We start from the raw sequence: 18175 nt of genomic DNA on the forward strand, positions 1-18175 counted from the left end.
GTAGTGGGATGGATATTATGAATGTTTATGGAGAATAACCATTATCCTGATACCACTTAACAGCATCTTCAAAAGCCAGTCTGGCCGGACGGAATTGATAGCCCAGCTCGCGAATTGCCTTATCACTGGTAAAATACATCAGTTTTCTTGCCATACGCAGGCTGTCCAGGGTTGCGCGTGGTTCCTTGTGCGTAATCAATGCAATTTTTTCCATGAGCCAGGCGACGGGAAACATTAAACTGAGGGGCAGGGCAGCGCGGTGCTTGCGTTGATCCAGAATATCGTCAAGTGTTTCAAGAATTTCCAGCAGTGTCATATTATCGCCGCCTAGAATATAACGTTCGCCCGTTTTTCCCTGCTCGCATGCGAGCAAGTGACCGTAGGCGATATCATCGACATGCGCGACATTCAGACCGGTATCGACATAAGCGGGCATCCTGTTGTGCATCACGTCGAGCACGATGCGTCCGGTCGGTGTCGGCCGGATATCGCGTGGTCCGATAGGGGCGGATGGATTGACAATAACGAGTGGCAGTTGATGCTGATCTGTCAGTTCCTTAACAGTCTGTTCGGCGATATACTTAGATCGCTTATAGTGTCCATTGATACTTTCCAGGTTAGACGGCGTTGTTTCATCGGCCGGCGCTCCGTCAGAAGTCAGTCCCAGCGCGGCTACGCTGCTGGTGTAAACAATTCGTTTCAAACCCGCATTGGCTGCTGCTATGATTAACGCTTTGGTGCCATGAACATTGATCGCATACATGGTTTGCGGGTCGGGGACCCATAACCGGTAATCCGCAGCGACGTGAAAGAGATAATCACATCCGCTAACCGCAGCCTCAAGTGACTGATGATCGCGCAAATCACCTTCGGCAATCTCGACAGGTAAATTTTCAATATTGCGCCGGTCGCTGTTGGCTCTGGCCAGAAGGCGCACATCGTGGCCCGCTTTAAGTAAGCTGTGCATGACTGCGGAGCCAAGAAAACCTGTTGCGCCTGTAACTAATGATTTCATATTAGTACTGCATTTTCATTTAGGGTTGAGATAAATGACAGATGGCATGCCGTCACGGTTTATCGTTTAAACAACAATTCATCCGAAATAGCGGTGTCCGGAAGCTGTCGCGACGCGGCATTGAACAGCCGGTTCAATATCCAGTCGTTGCCGGCAAAAATACTGGTGGTCAAAACCGTAGCCTTGACTGTATTGCGTGTGATCTTGACCTGTTGTCCGTCATTGAAATTGCGGTGCCGGTTAATGTTCTTCAGCGTCAGAATTGCCATGCCAAGCGCCCATAGGCAGAATCTGCGGATGCCTTTCTCATGCGCTGGAATCAGGCAGGTATAGGTCAGTGCGCTACACAAATGTTTTTTGGCAACACCGATCAGTTCAGCCAGTCCTTCCTGAAAACCGGGGTTTGATTCGCCAGGCTGTAATTTTTTTAAAATAACGCCTTTATCCAAAAAAATATCCTGCGGCAGCCAGCAAGCGCCGCGTTTTCTGTCATCCCAGATGTCCTTGAGTATATTGGTCATCTGCAGGCCCTGGCCAAACGAGACGGACAGTTTCATCAATTCTGGCTTGTTGCGATTGATTTGCGGCGAATAATCGCAGAACAGCTCGGTCAGCATTTCTCCGACAACGCCTGCAACGTAGTAACAATACAGATTCATCGCAGGCAAATCCTTGAGTCCGTCAAGTGTCTCGGTATCCTGATAATCCGCCATGCCACAGCTCATAATCCGTACGCAGCGCTCGAGTGCTTGGCGTTGAACCGGATTAAAACTGTGCGTGATGCGGATCACAGCAGGTGTATGTTTGATCAAATCCTGCTCTGCCGGGATGGTATGATTCGAGAGCAATGGATATAGCTCATTGACAAACTGCTCTGCAGCAATATCACCGCAGACAACTTTTGAAAACATGTCGGACAAGTATCGTGTCTGTTCCGATGTCAGCGCGTTGTCATCTTCGATGGTGTCCGTAATCCTGCAGAGCAGATAGGCGTTGCCGATTACTTGCCGGAGCGCTTTGGGCAACTGGGGGATTGTCAGCGCAAAGGTGCGCGAGACGCCATTTAATATGTCATCCTGGTATTGAGCGTCATCCAGAGTCGGCGGTTGACTGATCATAACGGGCTTGTAAAACGGAAAAACCACATATTGCTTTAATAACAGCCGTTATTTATGACGGCAGAATGGCCTCCGATGCAATCAGTTGATCGATAGTTTCCCGTGCCCTGACCAGATGAACCGTTTGCCCATCAACCATGACCTCGGCAGCGCGCGGACGGCTGTTATAATTGGAACTCATGCTCATGCCGTAGGCGCCGGCTGACATGACAGCGAGCAGATCGCCGGCTTCAAGATGCAGTTTACGGTCATGCCCCAGAAAGTCGCCCGTTTCACAGACCGGACCGACAATTTGATAATTACATGTGCCGCCTTTTCTTTTATTGATCGGCAGAATCTGATGGTAGGCTTTGTACAAGGACGGGCGCATCAGGTCGTTCATGGCTGCATCGACAATCGCGAAATGACGCTCAGGGGTATGTTTGATATAAGCCGTCCGGGTTAAAAGCAGACCTGCATTGCCTATCAGTGAACGGCCGGGTTCAATGACCAAGCGTAATTTGATCGGGCCGAGTGTTTTGCGCAATGCCGTAACATAATCCTGAATCGAAGGTAGCGCCTCATTTGTGTAACGTATCCCTAAACCACCGCCAAGATCCAGGTGAGTGATCTGCAGATTGTGTGATTGCAGCCGTTGCAACAGACTCACCAGTCTTTCTCCGGCTTGCACGAATGGACCCAGTTCGGTCAACTGCGAGCCAATATGGCAATCCAGGCCGGTAAACCGGATATGCGGGAAAATATCCGTCGACAAGTAAATATGCTCGGCCTCCTCAATCGGAATGCCGAATTTGTTTTCTTTCAACCCGGTTGAGATGTAAGGGTGCGTTCTGGCATCAACATCAGGGTTAACGCGCAGACTGACGGGAGCTGTTTTATTCATTGCCGCTGCAATCTGATTGAGCAATTGCAGCTCTCCAATGGATTCGACGTTAAAACAGAGTATATCTGCGGCCAAGGCCATGCGCATTTCGTCCGCAAGCTTGCCTACGCCGGAGAATACAATTTTATGCGGATCCCCTCCGGCTTTTATAACCCGTTGCAGCTCACCTCCCGAAACGATATCAAATCCACTGCCCAGCTTTGCGAGCAGGTTGAGAATGGCGAGATTGGAGTTGGCTTTTGCTGCATAGCAGATTAAATAATCATCATCTGCAAAAGCCTGCTGAAACTCCTGGTAGGTTGCTGCCATTGCAGCGCGGGAATAGACGTAGCAGGGCGTGCCGAATTTTTGAGCGATAGTTTCCAGCGGCACCTGTTCAGCGTGCAGGGTATCCTGGCGATATTCAAATTGAGGAAAATTACTCATTCTTCAGTGTCATCTTTGATGGTGGCGGCCGCAGGCGGTGTCGTCGGTGACATGGTAATTGGCTGTGCCTCGCTTTCCGGCAGATAAAGCGGACCTTTATTGCCACAGGCTGTTAAAACGATTAATGTCATGATTGAACAGGTCATGATAAAAATTAAATACATCAATTTATGCACAAACGTTCTCCATTAAAATTGCAAGTACGGGATACTACCATAAAGGCGGTGATATATCGGCCAGACCATTGCTTTTGGCCAAAACAGGGTGAATAAGGGTGGTTTGTGCATTCCGGCTGTTCATATCGTTTTTAATTCTGTTTGCATCCATTCAACCAGCGCATCGACCAGTTCGTTGCTGGCAATGGAAAAAGCCTCAACCGCACCGGCAGCATCGGCTGTAGGCGCCTTTTGTCTGGCGCTGAAAGTTTTTTGCGCGATCAGGCGGTGTGTGTTGCTAACCAGACTTGTACGAAAGCGGATAATGACGTGGCTGTCATTCAGGGTGTCGAAAATCTGGGAAAATTCTTCAAGCTCAATATGCAGCTCATTATCGGCAATAGCCACGCCGCTGTCTTCGACAACCAGGTGGCGTGTGGTGCCGGCAATTTTATTTTTGATTTGTTGCGTTAACAGAAACGCGGGTGGTGAAGACCAGCGGCTGTTGGCATAGGTATAGGATTGTGACCGGTTGTAATAATTGAGCCGGTAATGTATCGACCGTGTATCGAGCCATAACGGCGCGGAAACAGTCGCAACAAGTATCTTGCGGCCGTCCTTGCCGGTCTGCCGGACCGATGGATCCGTCCCGGCAGCGAAATTGTAAGTGGCTATGTTTTTATTGGTTTCCGGTATTATCGTACATCCAGAAATAAACAGTATCCCCACGATTAAAGTGAACTTTTTCATTAGACAATCTCTTTAAGGCGCGGCAAAGCCATCTTCGCCGGGGCCCGGCTGAGACGGCGGCCGCCCGAATATAAGCATTTGCGGATTTTCATCCAGCTGCTGCAAGACGCGGTCAAGATTCTGTGAATTGCGTACCAGTCCGTTGCTGATCTTGCGCAGTTCAGGAATGGTAGCTACCATTTCCTGCGCGCTGGTGGACAGGTTGTCAATGATGCCGCCCTGTTGATTAACGCTGCGAATTGACTGATTGATTTCAAACAGCAATTCATCAAGATGTTTTACCAGTACACCGGATTTCGTTGTTAAATGCGTCATTGAATCGAGCATCGGCTGCAGGTCACCGGTGACGTTGTTGAAATTATGCGTGGCCATATCGATGTTTTTTAGAATGCGGGCGATGCGTTTCTGATTTTCGTCGTCGAGTAGCTGATGCACTTGAATAATCAATTCATTGACATTATTCAGTATATTCTGGCCGTATCCGGTTACTTCATCAAGCAGCGACGGGTGCATCGGAATACGCATATCTTCCGACAGAATTTCGTTAGAAATAACGGATTTATTTCTGAGCTGGATATAGGCCAGGCCGGTAATTCCCTGATAACCCAGCTGTGCGTAGATATTTTGGGGCAATTGAATATTGCCGTCGATAGCGATATCGATCAGAATCTGATGCATGTTTTCCGGGTCGAAATAAATCCGGTTAACCTTGCCAATATTTACGCCGCGGTAATAGACTGAGGCCTGCGCGCTTAATCCGGTTACCGATTCTTTTGAAACAACCTGGTACTGGTCATGCTCGATGGAATCGCCTTTAAACCATTCGGCCACGATAATTAATGCGATTCCAAGACCGATAACGAACAGTCCCGCTATGAGGGCATGGGCCCGGTTTTCCATGATAGCTCCCTATTGTCGGTATGTTGAAATTTTTTCTTTACATTTTTAAAAAAACTTTCCACAAACGGGTGTGGGTGATTGCACACTTGATCAAGTGTTCCTGTCGCGATGACCTTTTTATCGGCCAGAACCGCAATGCGGTCGGACAAGCTCACTAACGTATCGATGTCATGCGTCACCATGACGATGGTTAAATCCAGTTCTTTGCGCATATCCAGAATCAGCCGTACGAAGCTTTCGCTTAATTCAGGATCCAGCCCCGCGGTCGGTTCATCCAGAAACAGCAATTCCGGATCGAGCGCCAATGCGCGCGCCAGAGAGACACGTTTAATCATGCCGCCGGATAGATTTGCCGGCATCTTATAAGCATGTTCCGGTTCAATGGCGACCATATTCAATTTGATCATAACCAGATCGTAGATGACCTGTTCGTCGAGTGTACGCAGCTCACGCAGTGGTAAAGCAATATTGTCATAGACTGTTAAAGCGCTGAATAATGCGCCCTGTTGAAATAATACACCGGTCCGGTTGCGAATGTTTTTAGGCAGGGAAAAATCACGATTATAACGTGATTTGCCGAAAATTTTGACCTGTCCTTTCGCGGGTTGTTCAAGGCCCAGCATCTGGCGTAGCAGCGTGGTCTTGCCGCTGCCCGAGCCGCCGACAAGCGTCAGCACTTCACCTTTTTCGACATTCAAATACAAGTCCTGATGAACGATGTGGTGACCGAACCGTGTGTCCAGTCCATCGATTTCAATAATATGCGGCGAATGCTCCATACGACAGCTTATATGATACCGACATCCGAAAAGACAACTGCGAAAATCGCATCGATAATGATTACAACCGTGATAGATGTCACCACCGATGTTGTCGTGCCTTCGCCGAGACTTTCGGTATTTGGTTTAACTCTGAGACCGAAGTGACACGCGATGACGGCAATTACCATGCCGCACACGATCCCTTTTCCAAGGCCAAGCCACAAATTGGCCACCGGTACGGCGTCGGGTATAGAATAAATGAAATAGTAATAATTCAGTCCGAGCTGAATTTCAGCGGCGATAATGCCACCCAGCAGCGCGATGGCGCTGGTCCATAATACCAATAACGGCATGGCAAGACCTAGGCCGATAATTTTAGGAAAGATCAGTCGTTGGCTCTGGGAAATACCCATAACAGTAAGTGCGTCCAGTTCCTGGGTAACGCGCATTACGCCCAGTTGCGCGGTCATCGAAGAACCGGATCGGCCTGCGACGAGAATGGCGGCCAGCAAGGGGCCGAGTTCGCGGATAATACTGATGCCGAGGATATTGACGATAAAAATATCAGCGCCGAACATCTGCAATTGTTCCGAAGACAGATAGCTCAGTACAATTCCGATTAAAAAGCCGACCAGCGCCGTTATGCCCAGCGCCTGTGCACCGGTGCGAAACAGATTGGCAGAAATTTCGCGCCAGGGTATATGTGCCGGATTTCGCAGAAAAAACACGCAGTCGAGCAATAACTGGCCAATGATTCTGACTACGCCAGTCAAATTATCCCATAACAGCATAGCCTGTTTACCGATGGCGTAGACAGGCCGCATCCAACGCATTTGTTCGGATTCGGGCGTCTGCGTTGGCAGATGCTCAATACGTTTAAGCATCTTATCGTGCTCGTCACGCAGGATGAGTTGAGATGGGCGTTGCGCATTCCAGGCTTTCCATAACATGATGATACCTGCATTGTCCATATGTTGAATATCACGCATGTCCCAACACAAATCCGGATTCTTTGCGAGTTCGGTGAGTTCAGCCGAGAGGTTTTTGAATCGTTCGTTTAGTGCGGCCAGGGTGAAATCTCCGATCAAAATAATGCGGTCCGAGCCGCCGTCATTAACGAGTTGATACCAGCCTGTATTGGGGTTTTGTTCGTTTGTTGGCTTCAAATTGATTGTCCGCCTGCCTCCGGATGTGTCAGATCAAGGTAATAAATGCAAGCTGTCTACGAATTGCAGTCAATCAGCTGGTCTGCACATTATGGCGGGGTCATGGAGAAAAGTAAATTTCTGCGGAAATAACACGCTATCGTGCACGTGCCACATCCGTGCGTGCAGTCAAGGCCGGGCTGGACTCGAAATATTTCTTAATGCCGCCAAAAATCGCATGCGCCATTTTTTGTTGATAGGATTTGTTTTTAAGTTTTTTTTCTTCACTGGGATTAGTGATGAAAGCTGTTTCAACCAGTATGGAAGGAATATCCGGTGATTTGAGTACAACGAAACCCGCCTGTTCGACGGTTTTCTTATGCAACCGGTTGATCTGTCCGAGTTCGTTGAGAACGAATTCAGCCACTTTGACACTGTCAATAATTGTGGCGCTCATTGACAAGTCCAATATGATTTCACGCATATTGCCTGTTTTTTCGGCAATATCCACGCCGCCGATCAGATTGCCGTCCACACTGTTTTCTTTCTGCGCCAGCCAGCTTGCCGTGGTCGATGTCGCGCCGTGCTCCGACAATGTGTACACCGACGAGCCATGCGCATGCGGCCGCGGGCTGCCATCCGCATGAATGGAAATAAACAGGTCGGCATTATGCTTGCGTGCAATTGCCTGTCTGCGCTTGAGTGGAAGATCAAAATCGCCGTCGCGTGTTAAGATTGCACGCATGTGCGGTTCTTTGTCTATGACGGTTTTAAGCTTGCGCGAGATCGCCAGCGTAATATCCTTCTCCCGGGCGCCGCCGCCGCCCACTGCGCCGGGATCCTTGCCGCCATGGCCGGGATCGACCGCAACAATGATGACTCTGGGTGGCGCTGGTTTGTGGTACTGTGCCACATGATAACTTTTAGGCAGTGGATTGACTCCATGGCCATCCGGCCGGGCCGGCTTTTTTTTCAATAGCGAAGCAACCAGATCGCCGAGTCTGTCTTCTGCGTCTTCTTCAAATTGAATCGCCGCAGTGATGTTTGCATTATTTGTTGCGCTCTCTGCGATGGCGGCTTTGTCCGGGTAATAGATATCCAGCACCAACCGGTAGCCATGCTGATCATCGGACTCCAGTATAAAAGTGCGTGGAACAACTTCAACTTTAAGATCAAATACCAAGCGGACAATATGCGGCTTGAACTGTCCGAAGCGGATTTTTTCAATGAACGGGTTTGCCGGATCGAGTTTTGCAGGTATCGCCTTGATCACCTGATTTAGCGTTGCATTTATCAGATCGACCACAACCCGTCCGGGATGTTTTAACATGCTCAGTTCATACTGAATGGGCTGGTGTGATTCCAGTGTAATGCGCGAGTAATGGTCAGACAGGCCCATTCTGGCTGAAGTAATAATGGTTTCCGCTGCCAGTGCGGATTTGCTATTTAAAGTAAATAAACAGAGCAGCAAGACCGGCAGTATCAGTATGCGCGGCCATTGCCGCACCTTGCGGTCAGTTGCGCGAGCAGATGAAGAGCGCATGAAAACCGCCGTCAATGCGGGAATTCTGTATCTGGCCAATGTTGCAAACATTGTTCTCCTGCTTCCGTATCAGCGTGAATGATGATATTCCGGCCGGATTCGAGTATTTGAATATCAATCCGCAAATCGGCTGCGGGCAGTAAACCAGCTGCCTTTTCCGGCCACTCAATCAGGCAGACTGAACCAGTGTTGAAATAATCCCGGAACCCTGCCTCTTCCCATTCATAAGGATCGTTGAATCGATATAAATCAAAGTGATAAAAGTATAACCTAGAAATTTTATAGATTTCAACTAAATTATACGTTGGACTTTTGACCGTATGCTGATAGCCGAGTCCATGTAAAATGCCGCGTACCAGCGTAGTTTTCCCGGCACCCAGGTCTCCGTTCAGGAAAATAACCAGATCTGGCTTGATAATGGCAGCTATTTTTTTTCCGATAGCCAATGTCGCTGCCTCATCGGCAAGGTAAAATGAAGAATTTGATTTTGAGTTGGAATCATGGATACGGCGCAACAGAAAACCTCCTATAACAATTCGTCCGATTGCAAACTGGATTTTGCCCGTCTGGCGTCAGAGATCAAGACGTGGGGCAGTGAGCTTGGTTTTCAGGCTGTGCGCATCTCTGATGCACAAGCCGACATGTCAGAAGCGGAAGCGGGTATGTTTGCATGGCTTGAAAACGGAAATCACGGTGAGATGGATTATATGGCAAAACACGGCATCAAACGTATCCGTCCTGCAGAACTGGTGCCTGGTACGCAGCGGGTTATTGCCGTGCGCATGAATTATTATCCGCCGGGCACGGCGGACAGCTGGGCTGTAATCAACCAGGGCGAAAAGGCGTTTATCTCCCGTTATGCGCTTGGACGGGACTATCACAAGGTGCTGCGTTCGCGCATGCAAAAACTGGCCGAAAAAATTCAGGAGGCGATCGGATCGTTTAATTACCGAGTTTTTTCCGACAGCGCGCCCGTCATGGAAGTTGAATGGGCACAGAAATCCGGTCTTGGTTGGCGCGGCAAACATACGTTGCTGCTTTCGCGGCAGGCCGGTTCGTATTTTTTTCTCGGCGAAATCTATACAGACCTGTTATTACCAGTCGATGCGCCGATTGGCACCAAAGGAAGTTTTTGCGGCAGTTGCACCAAGTGCATTGATATCTGCCCTACTCAAGCCATTGTCGCGCCATTTGAAGTGGATGCGCGCCGGTGTATTTCTTACTTGACGATTGAGCTGAAAAGCAGTATTCCCGAATCGCTGCGGCCATTGATCGGCAACCGTATTTACGGCTGCGATGACTGTCAACTGGTATGTCCCTGGAACAAGTTTGCACATGTGACCGATGAAGCGGATTTTCATGTGCGCCATGGTCTGGATAATGTCACGCTGGTGGAATTATTCCAGTGGCATCAGGAAGCGTTCGAAGCCAGGCTTGCGGGCAATCCGATTCGCCGTATCGGTTATCAGCAATGGCTGCGTAATATCGCGGTGGGGCTTGGCAATGCACCGTATTCCGAGACTATTATAAACGCGCTGCGGGCAAGGCTGGACGATCCGTCCGCCATGGTGCGCGAACATGTGCAGTGGGCGCTTGCGCAACAGCATATAAAAAAAACCGAAACGGAGTAATGATTATGGATCAGGCATTAATACTGGGCACGCCATTGAGCCCGAATGCGACCCGGGTCATGCTGCTTGGCAGCGGCGAACTGGGCAAGGAAGTAATTATCGCCTTGCAACGGCTGGGCGTTGAAACCATCGCCGTTGATCGGTATGCGAATGCCCCTGGTCACCAGGTTGCGCATCGCGCGCATGTGATAAACATGGCCGACGATCAGGTGCTGCGCGCGCTGGTTGAACAGGAAAAGCCGCATATCATTGTGCCTGAAATTGAAGCCATCGCGACTGACATGCTTGCGCAGATTGAACATGACGGGCTGGCAACCGTTATCCCGACTGCGCGTGCCGCACAATTGACGATGAACCGCGAAGGCATCCGCCGTCTGGCGGCAGAAACCCTGCAGCTGCCCACATCGCCGTATGTGTTTGCCGACAGTTTGGATGAACTCAAGACCGCGATTGACGAAAATATCGGCTACCCCTGCATCGTCAAGCCCGTCATGTCGTCATCGGGCAAAGGCCAGTCCAAAGTGGATTCCGTTGCAGAAGTCGAGGCAGCATGGCGTTATGCCGCGAGCGGCGGGCGTGTCGATCAGGGACGGGTGATTGTTGAGGGCGTGATTCAGTTCGACTACGAAATCACGCAATTGACGGTGCGTGCAAGAAATGCGGAAAAGGAAACTGTTACGCATTTCTGCGAGCCGATCGGGCATAAGCAGGTGCACGGTGATTATGTCGAAAGCTGGCAGCCTCAGACGATGTCGCCGATCGCGTTGCAACGCGCACACGACTTTGCAAAAGAAATCACCGGCAATCTCGGTGGGCTTGGTGTCTTTGGTGTGGAGTTGTTCGTAAAGGACGATGCTGTCTGGTTCAGCGAAGTCAGTCCGCGCCCGCATGATACCGGCCTGGTCACGCTATGCAGTCAGGTCCAGAACGAATTCGAGCTGCACGCGCGCGCCATTCTGGGCCTGCCGGTCGATGTCACGCTGCAGGCACCCGGCGCCAGCGCTGTAATTTATGGCGGTATGGAAGCAAAAGGCGTTGCGTTTGGAGGAGTGCGGGAAGCGCTGTACGTGCCGCAAAGCGATTTGCGGCTGTTTGGCAAACCCGAAGCATTCAAACGCCGGCGCATGGGCGTCGCACTTGCAAACGGCAGCGATACCGATGAAGCCCGCACGCGTGCTAAACTGGCCGCCGGCAAAGTCACGCCCACTATGAATCCATAAACCAAAAACAGATCAACAGGAAGCAGATAATGAATATTGCACAACTCAGCGCCGAGCACGGCATCGCAGGATCAGTTGAATTTATCGAAGGCGACGGGGGATTGACCATGATCCGGATCAGCACGCCCAAAGCCAATGCGCTCATTTCCATACACGCCGGGCAGGTGTTGTCGTATCAGCCCGCAGGTCAAGAGGATTTGTTGTTTTTAAGCGCCAGGGCTTATTATCAGGATGGCAAGGCGATTAAAGGCGGCGTGCCGATTTGCTGGCCGTGGTTCGGACCTGATCCGGAAGGCAGGGGGCGTCCGGGCCATGGCTTTGTGCGCAATCGTGTCTGGAATGTGATCAATACGCAAGCCCTTACGAATGACGCTGTCAAAGTGACGCTCGGATTGTCGGATACGTCTGAGACCATGGACATCTGGCCGCATGCATTCAGGCTGACCCAGGAAATCGTCATCGGAGATTCGCTCAACCTGACGTTGATTACACGTAATACCGGTGCCGACTTATTCAGCATCACTCAAGGATTTCATACGTATTTTAATATCGGCGACATCAGCCAAACCAGCGTGCTCGGACTGCAGAATTGTCCCTATATCGACAAGATCGATAACAGCATAGAAAAAAAGCAGGCGGGCGAAGTCACCATCGCTGCCGAAGTCGACCGCATTTATCGGCATGTCAGTAACACCCTGATCATCGACGACAAAGCGCTTGACCGCTGTATCCAGATTCTTTCGCAAGGGAACAAAACCGCCGTGGTGTGGAATCCCTGGGAAAAAATTTCAAAAGAAATGGCCGATCTTGAAGACGCCGACTACCGCCGGTTTATTTGCGTTGAAGCCACGAATGCGGCCAATGACGTAATCGGGATTGCGCCGGGAGAAGAATTCAGACTGCTGGCGGATTATCGGGTAATGTAAAAGACTCCGGGCAATAGCGGAATTATCAGATGAAAGAAGTAAGGCATAAGTGAAAAGGACAATTTACACAGGCAACTGATTGTTGAAAATGACGCTGATGTGTTTGCTGGTGAAGAGTTCGGTGATTTGGAACTGACGGGATTTATAAAAACAATAAGGCAGTACGGAAATTTTTCCACTATTTTCTGGGTCCGTAAATTAAACTGCGTAATTATTGGTTAAACATAGCCGGTCAGACAATCTGCGGAGTTAATCATAAACCGCTTCAAAGCGACCTAAAGCAGTCACTGAATTCTGATTGTATCGCGACGCTTGATTTTATTGCCGTTTTCATATTCAGGTGTCGTTTTTTCTTACGGCTTACTTGCAGGAAAAATTTTTGTTTTATTATATTATTGATTTTTATAGTTAAATTAAATAGGCATGGTTTTTGCTTAGGTTTGATTGTACTTTGTACGATCAGTAAAACTGAATTTTTAAAACTATAAAAAGAGGTAATATAATTATGAAAAAAACAACTAAAAGTGCCCTGGCGTCAATACCATTGTTATTGAGTTCTTCATTTGCTTCAGCTGTACTTGTAGATTCGGAATTATCGCTGGTTATTGATATTTCAGGCAGTGTAGATACCAGTGAATACAATCTGATGATGGATGGCTATGCCAATGCCTTCCGTGATTCTGCAGTTCAAAGCAATATTCTCAATGGCACGCATGGCGCAATTGCCGTAAACGCGGTATTTTTTGCATCAAGTGCGTTTACCACCAGTCTGGATTCCTACACCTTGTTGAATTCTGTCGCCAGTATAAACGCGTTTGCCGATACGCTTGATAACTTTGCCCGTCCCGGTAATGGACTAACAGACATTTTTGACGGTATGAATAAGTCAAGCAGTACGTTACTTGCAGATAACGGTTTTGAAAGCACCAATCTGATCATGGATGTTTCGGGAGACGGTACTTCAAATGCATTCTCCACCCAGGCTGCACGCAATGCGGCGGAAGCAGCAGGGATTACCGTGAACGGCATCACGATTGGATCAACCAGTATCAATACTTTCTACAACAACAATGTAATTACCAGTAATGGCTTTTCATTGCATGCAACCGATTTTACAGCTTTTGAAGCTGGCGTTAAGCAAAAACTGCGGATCGAAACACAAACGAACCCAGTATCAGAGCCCGCTTCACTGGCGCTTTTCACTTTGGGATTACTTTCAATCGCGGCTTTGCGTCGCAACCGTGGTGAAGGGTAATTACACGGTTGGCTGATAATGTGCGGAGGTAGATCCTGGTTTCGCACATTCTATATTTCAATTTTGTAATAACGGGGGTGCATGTTTATTTTCTGATAAAGATGCAGCCCCCGAATTGTTATGCGCTTGCCTGTTAACGCTAACCATTTTCAGATGCAAACAGTGCCGATCAGCATTCGCCGCCTGTGTTTGTTTTGCAGGAAGTGCGGCTAACGGTTCGGATAAAGCGATTCCAATCAACGCAGGCTGTCCGGCTCGGAGAGTTTGTGGTCTCCCGTCTCGATCAGGATTGTGCGTGTATCGGGGCCTTGGATGATTTCATCAATCCAAAAATCGGCAAAAAGATTTTCGGTTGCGCGTCGTTCTTTGACCACGCTGTATTTACCACCGATCTTGATCTGTCCATCGAGCAGATCATCGAATACTATGGCGATCGCTGGAAAATCGGGGCCGGTTTCAAAGAGATCAAGCAGGAAGCCGGCAGCATAAAAAGCCAAACCCGTACGCCACATGCCGTTATGAATCACTTCAACTTCTGCATAATGGCCGCCATAGGGAAAAAGGGAAGCTTCGAAAAGAAGTGGGAATCTATGCGCCGCATCTATCATTTTTCTAGGTGATGGTGCAATATGCACCAAAAATCTGACTTATTTTGGAGGGTTCCTGTTGTCAACAAAAAAGTGAAATCAATCAGAGCATCTGCTCATCTGCTATTTTGCCGAAAAATCGTCATGCTCAATTGGTATCGTTAGCGGGCTCTAATGATGTTTCTGCTTCTGAAACGCTCGCACTACTCTTCGCAGGTAAATCGCCCAATTTTATCTCAGAGACTGATTGACAGATAAAATTCGCTGAACAATTACGCGATTGGCAACAAATAAGTCAAACGGTTAAACTGTATAACATGTTTTTGTAACTGATACTTTTCCTGGAGCGCGAAAATTATGGTACAAGTTTATGGAATCAATCATGTTGCACTGGACGTCAACGACCTGGAAAAAGCCATTGCGTTTTACAAAGATATATTGGGCGTAAACGTTATGAAACGGAGCGGCAAGGCAGCGATGCTGGATTTGAACGGACGGTTTGACTTTCTGGCGTTATTCGAGGATTCATCCATTAATCCGGATACGCCGAAGGACGGCCACTGGGGTGTTGTGGTGGATGACCTTGAAGCCGTTCGCGAGCGCGCCGAAAAATGGGATCTCAAGTTTTATCCTGATTTTGAGTGCGATTTCAGAGACCCATTTGGTTATCGGGTGCAAATAATTCGTCAGGCTGATGTCAGTAAGCAGCCAACGCCTTATGATCCTGAAAAATTCTGAGCAGACGGGCGGTAATTTTTTTGGTGTAATGACCATTATTTGTAACATCAAATCGCACTGCTGTTCTGTTAATTGCCATACAAGAAGAGGCCTGATTTAACCGGAATTGTTACTATAAATTTCAATACGCTATTGAATAATAAAACCATGATCCATTGTTGCAATCCTACTTGATTGTCTGCTGGTTTGGTGGAACAGGATTGCCGGGTTTGATCGAAACGATGAAAACCCGCAGTGATTATTCGGTCTTATCCTCTGTAATTAGCCAGTCCTGAGTCCGCCCAAACTGTATTACTGAAATAAAATGACTCATGTTAAATTTTCGCGGCGCAATTTTTAGGTTTTCTTTACCGCTATATTGCTTTGCGCCTGACAACTAACACATGGGCTGTGTAGGGAGAGTTCAAGTTCTGCCTACATACATGGAGTCAGATTCGGTTGGCGTGGAGAATTAGGTAAAATTTAATTTTGGTATCAAGGTGTTTGCTTTAAGAAACATCACAGGATCGAATGACTGATGGCTGCATTTACTCAATCGACGGCAAAGATTGCTTGCTGGAATCTGGCGGGTTATCACGGTTTGACCGATGACCGGCTTGACAGGCAGGCTGAGGGGCTTGGGCTGCTGGACGCGGAAGTAGTGGTTTTAGTGGAAATCAACCCCGAGAGCGCTCTGCAATATCTGCGGCAACGGCTATTGAAAAAGGGTATCGATTACCATGCTTCGATCATTCCGCAAACCAGCAGGTTAAAAATCGGGTTTCTGTATAAAGATGGCGTGGTTGTCGATAATCCCCGTTTGCTGGATGGATCTGATTTGGGTGTTTCCGATAAACGTAAAGCTTATATAGCCAATGTAACAATTGGAAAATTTGATTTTCAGTTAATTGCTGTGCATCTGAAGTCGGGGCGCGGCAAGGCAGAGCAGCAGTTCAGGGATGACCAGTGCAAAATCATCGGCGCGTATATCACACGGCAGCGTGCAGCCAGCAGGGAAGACATTTTGCTTCTGGGCGACTTTAATATGATTCCTGGTCAGGATGTATCTAATTTTCACCACCTTGGCGGTGATGATCTCATGGATTTTATATCCTCATGGGATTCGCAGGATGGAATTTCACACATCCTGCCCAAAGGAAGAGCGAATTTACTGGATGGATTTGCTATAAGTCGAAATTTCAGCACTGAATATATCCGTGGAAGTCTTCGTGTTTTTCCCATGCACTGGGCAATGGATATTGGTCGGGAAGCTTTTAGAGCAGATGTGTCGGATCATCTGCCTTTTGTGGCCAGCTTCAGGATTGACCGTTCACGGGATTAAGCGGTCTGGCAGTCGGAACCATCAACAAAAGTTTTCAGATACCCGAAAAAACGTCAAGGCGTTTTGCATGTTTTTGTATTGATCAAGCAAGCTATTATCATTTCAATACCGGGATGATGGCGAATCAACGTTTGAGTTTGTTGACCGGTAGTGGCTCAATCCCAGCTTAAGCTTTTTACATAATTTTGATCACAAATTCGCGATAATGTCAAGATTTCTTACATTATCCTCAATATAATTGTACGGCCTAAAAATTATCTATTGTTTATCAATAATATAGCTTTGTTGGCATAATACTTGCTTTATAAGTAATAAATACTTATGTGTATATACACAAGGAAGATTTATTATGATCAACAAACGTTTATTTAAAATATTGCCTGCCGGCTTGCTGGCAATAACGGTTTGTTTGCTTTTTGTAGGATTGGACGACACCGCGCCACCTTCAGCCGCGCCATTGAAACCTGCTAGCAAACCCGGTATTCAATCGACAGACAATGCGGTTGAAAGAGATTCCAATGAAACTGAAAACTCAATTGTCATACCGGTGAATGATTCAGTTCAGCCGGTAAATATTGAAATATCCGGGTCTGTCGGTGTTGATACACAACGCAATATTGCCGACGATTTGACTGCGCCGATAAAAATGGCTGTTGCTGCGCGGTCAGTGTCAAACAATGAAACCGGCAATCTGATTGTTGCTACAAACGATCAGCTTGCTCGCAGCAAAACATGGAGCATGAGTAGTTCAAATTATGGCTCCACAAGTGTTGCAAGGGTTAACGCGCCTGCTAAAAGTAATAGTCTGCCGTACAGATCGCCTAATGTAAATAATGGTGGCGGAGGCGGCTACGGCGGAACTCCGGCTGCCACAAGGCCGGTTGGCGGAGATCAGCGGCTTATTGATAAACCTGTGCTGCCCACTTCATCAGCGGATTCTCACAGCCGCTTGCAAAACTTTGCTCCAGCTCCAAAAACTTTTTCCAATAGTGAATTTAATAAAAAAATCGTTACAAGCTCTGCGGATCAGGGGTGGTTAGATACCTTCGGTGATACTGGTTTTGCTTCAACAAACGATCCTGGCGATGCTATTGATAATATCAGCCAGGTGATTTCAAACAATAGTTCTTTTGGTGCCAGCGGTGGCTCCAAACAAAACATTGCTCCGGTTACTGCAAAGAAAAGTTTGTTGAATGCCGGTGTGAGTAGCGAAAAGCCGGGCAACAGACGGCAGCCAAATATATCTACCCCAAAGCTGCCAGGTAATACGGGCAAAAATTTATCAGTTGCTGAATCTGACCCACAGAACTTCTTTGGTCCCATTCCGAATTCTATATATCCGGATATAAATCAGCATGCGCCAACAAACCAGTTAACCAGGTATCATCCAAGCGGTACGGTTAATCCTGATCACTCGAAGCCCGCTAATTTTGCGCCTGTGATTATCTTTAAACCGGATTCTATACACTATGTATCCGAGCCGTCCGTACTTGCAATATTCGGTCTGGGGCTTGCCGGTCTGGGCATCATATTTCGTCGCGCGGTTTGAATAGCTGGCTATCTGTTTACATGTATTAACTAGTATAGTGTTTCAATAAAATATTTACAAGTTGTCTTTTTCAGGCTATTCTCAAATAAAAACCAGGAGGGTGTCATGGCTCGAAAAACACAGCGCGCTGAATTGTCTTTGTCGGCCGGTCAACGGAGCAAACTTGAACAAATAAGCAAGGCCCGCAAGGCTCCGTTGCGAGAAATCCAAAGGGCTCAAGTGTTGCTGCATTACGCTGATGGTATTTCAATC

General features: G+C 48.0%; 18 protein-coding genes. 8 read left to right on the forward strand and 10 right to left on the reverse strand.

Annotated features, from left to right (window positions below):
- Positions 1-25: 25 nt before the first annotated feature.
- From hpnA to tsaE, 10 genes are all read right to left on the reverse strand, one after another.
- Positions 26-1015, reverse strand: a complete 990-nt coding sequence (gene hpnA / locus BMY60_RS09480; protein ID WP_090333186.1) for a hopanoid-associated sugar epimerase — start codon at positions 1013-1015, stop codon at positions 26-28.
- Between the two features lie 59 nt (positions 1016-1074).
- Positions 1075-2160, reverse strand: coding sequence for a phytoene/squalene synthase family protein (locus BMY60_RS09485; RefSeq protein WP_256250780.1), 1086 nt, complete (start codon positions 2158-2160; stop codon positions 1075-1077).
- Between the two features lie 25 nt (positions 2161-2185).
- A complete protein-coding gene (lysA, locus tag BMY60_RS09490) occupies positions 2186-3442 on the reverse strand; it encodes a diaminopimelate decarboxylase (protein ID WP_090333189.1) in 1257 nt (418 codons plus the stop codon).
- Positions 3439-3588 carry an LPS translocon maturation chaperone LptM gene (locus tag BMY60_RS09495; protein WP_218141668.1) on the reverse strand — a complete coding sequence of 50 codons (150 nt, stop codon included), beginning with the start codon at positions 3586-3588 and terminating at the stop codon, positions 3439-3441. Before BMY60_RS09495 ends, lysA begins: the two co-directional genes overlap by 4 nt.
- 150 nt (positions 3589-3738) lie before the next feature.
- Positions 3739-4347, reverse strand: coding sequence for an ABC-type transport auxiliary lipoprotein family protein (locus BMY60_RS09500; RefSeq protein ID WP_090333191.1), 609 nt, complete (start codon positions 4345-4347; stop codon positions 3739-3741).
- 12 nt (positions 4348-4359) lie between these two features.
- Positions 4360-5247, reverse strand: a complete 888-nt coding sequence (locus BMY60_RS09505; RefSeq protein ID WP_090333192.1) for an MlaD family protein — start codon at positions 5245-5247, stop codon at positions 4360-4362.
- Positions 5220-6026 carry an ABC transporter ATP-binding protein gene (locus BMY60_RS09510; protein ID WP_090333194.1) on the reverse strand — a complete coding sequence of 269 codons (807 nt, stop codon included), beginning with the start codon at positions 6024-6026 and terminating at the stop codon, positions 5220-5222. The genes BMY60_RS09505 and BMY60_RS09510 overlap by 28 nt, the downstream gene beginning before the upstream one ends.
- An 8-nt stretch (positions 6027-6034) precedes the next feature.
- Positions 6035-7174, reverse strand: coding sequence for an MlaE family ABC transporter permease (locus tag BMY60_RS09515; RefSeq protein WP_090333195.1), 1140 nt, complete (start codon positions 7172-7174; stop codon positions 6035-6037).
- 136 nt (positions 7175-7310) lie between these two features.
- Positions 7311-8696 carry an N-acetylmuramoyl-L-alanine amidase gene (locus BMY60_RS09520; protein ID WP_090333197.1) on the reverse strand — a complete coding sequence of 462 codons (1386 nt, stop codon included), beginning with the start codon at positions 8694-8696 and terminating at the stop codon, positions 7311-7313.
- A gap of 11 nt (positions 8697-8707) precedes the next feature.
- Positions 8708-9202, reverse strand: a complete 495-nt coding sequence (tsaE, locus tag BMY60_RS09525; protein ID WP_090333214.1) for a tRNA (adenosine(37)-N6)-threonylcarbamoyltransferase complex ATPase subunit type 1 TsaE — start codon at positions 9200-9202, stop codon at positions 8708-8710.
- Here tsaE and queG point away from each other — a divergent pair.
- The 8 genes from queG (at position 9197) to BMY60_RS09570 (ending at position 17923) form a co-directional block, all read left to right on the forward strand.
- Entirely contained in the window at positions 9197-10327 is a 1131-nt protein-coding gene (queG, locus tag BMY60_RS09530) for a tRNA epoxyqueuosine(34) reductase QueG (RefSeq protein WP_090333199.1), read from the forward strand. The genes tsaE and queG overlap by 6 nt on opposite strands.
- Positions 10328-10332: 5 nt before the next feature.
- Positions 10333-11547, forward strand: coding sequence for a formate-dependent phosphoribosylglycinamide formyltransferase (gene purT, locus BMY60_RS09535; RefSeq protein ID WP_090333215.1), 1215 nt, complete (start codon positions 10333-10335; stop codon positions 11545-11547).
- Positions 11548-11576: 29 nt separating this feature from the next.
- Positions 11577-12473 carry a D-hexose-6-phosphate mutarotase gene (locus BMY60_RS09540; RefSeq protein ID WP_090333201.1) on the forward strand — a complete coding sequence of 299 codons (897 nt, stop codon included), beginning with the start codon at positions 11577-11579 and terminating at the stop codon, positions 12471-12473.
- Between the two features lie 505 nt (positions 12474-12978).
- A complete protein-coding gene (locus BMY60_RS09545; RefSeq protein WP_090333202.1) occupies positions 12979-13728 on the forward strand; it encodes a DUF1194 domain-containing protein in 750 nt (249 codons plus the stop codon).
- A gap of 266 nt (positions 13729-13994) precedes the next feature.
- The gene (locus tag BMY60_RS16675) at positions 13995-14348 is read left to right on the forward strand and encodes a transposase (RefSeq protein ID WP_090333206.1); all 354 of its coding nucleotides are present in this window, start codon (positions 13995-13997) and stop codon (positions 14346-14348) included.
- A gap of 324 nt (positions 14349-14672) precedes the next feature.
- Entirely contained in the window at positions 14673-15053 is a 381-nt protein-coding gene (locus tag BMY60_RS09560; protein WP_090333207.1) for a VOC family protein, read from the forward strand.
- Between the two features lie 517 nt (positions 15054-15570).
- Positions 15571-16374, forward strand: coding sequence for an endonuclease/exonuclease/phosphatase family protein (locus BMY60_RS09565; protein WP_090333209.1), 804 nt, complete (start codon positions 15571-15573; stop codon positions 16372-16374).
- Positions 16375-17020: 646 nt separating this feature from the next.
- Entirely contained in the window at positions 17021-17923 is a 903-nt protein-coding gene (locus BMY60_RS09570; protein WP_143057408.1) for a PEP-CTERM sorting domain-containing protein, read from the forward strand.
- Positions 17924-18175: the final 252 nt, after the last annotated feature.

It is taken from the genome of Nitrosomonas sp. Nm51 (genome assembly GCF_900111165.1).
Classification (GTDB): domain Bacteria; phylum Pseudomonadota; class Gammaproteobacteria; order Burkholderiales; family Nitrosomonadaceae; genus Nitrosomonas.

Bases quoted from the DNA above. Each gene is read 5' to 3' on its own strand.
- hpnA (WP_090333186.1), bottom strand. From the start codon at position 1,015: ATGAAATCATTAGTTACAGGCGCAACAGGTTTTCTTGGCTCCGCAGTC.
- lysA (WP_090333189.1), bottom strand. From the start codon at position 3,442: ATGAGTAATTTTCCTCAATTTGAATATCGCCAGGATACCCTGCACGCT.
- BMY60_RS09495 (WP_218141668.1), bottom strand. From the start codon at position 3,588: ATGACCTGTTCAATCATGACATTAATCGTTTTAACAGCCTGTGGCAAT.
- BMY60_RS09500 (WP_090333191.1), bottom strand. From the start codon at position 4,347: ATGAAAAAGTTCACTTTAATCGTGGGGATACTGTTTATTTCTGGATGT.
- BMY60_RS09505 (WP_090333192.1), bottom strand. From the start codon at position 5,247: ATGGAAAACCGGGCCCATGCCCTCATAGCGGGACTGTTCGTTATCGGT.
- BMY60_RS09510 (WP_090333194.1), bottom strand. From the start codon at position 6,026: ATGGAGCATTCGCCGCATATTATTGAAATCGATGGACTGGACACACGG.
- BMY60_RS09520 (WP_090333197.1), bottom strand. From the start codon at position 8,696: ATGCGCTCTTCATCTGCTCGCGCAACTGACCGCAAGGTGCGGCAATGG.
- queG (WP_090333199.1), top strand. From the start codon at position 9,197: ATGGATACGGCGCAACAGAAAACCTCCTATAACAATTCGTCCGATTGC.
- purT (WP_090333215.1), top strand. From the start codon at position 10,333: ATGGATCAGGCATTAATACTGGGCACGCCATTGAGCCCGAATGCGACC.
- BMY60_RS09540 (WP_090333201.1), top strand. From the start codon at position 11,577: ATGAATATTGCACAACTCAGCGCCGAGCACGGCATCGCAGGATCAGTT.
- BMY60_RS09545 (WP_090333202.1), top strand. From the start codon at position 12,979: ATGAAAAAAACAACTAAAAGTGCCCTGGCGTCAATACCATTGTTATTG.
- BMY60_RS09560 (WP_090333207.1), top strand. From the start codon at position 14,673: ATGGTACAAGTTTATGGAATCAATCATGTTGCACTGGACGTCAACGAC.
- BMY60_RS09565 (WP_090333209.1), top strand. From the start codon at position 15,571: ATGGCTGCATTTACTCAATCGACGGCAAAGATTGCTTGCTGGAATCTG.
- BMY60_RS09570 (WP_143057408.1), top strand. From the start codon at position 17,021: ATGGCTGTTGCTGCGCGGTCAGTGTCAAACAATGAAACCGGCAATCTG.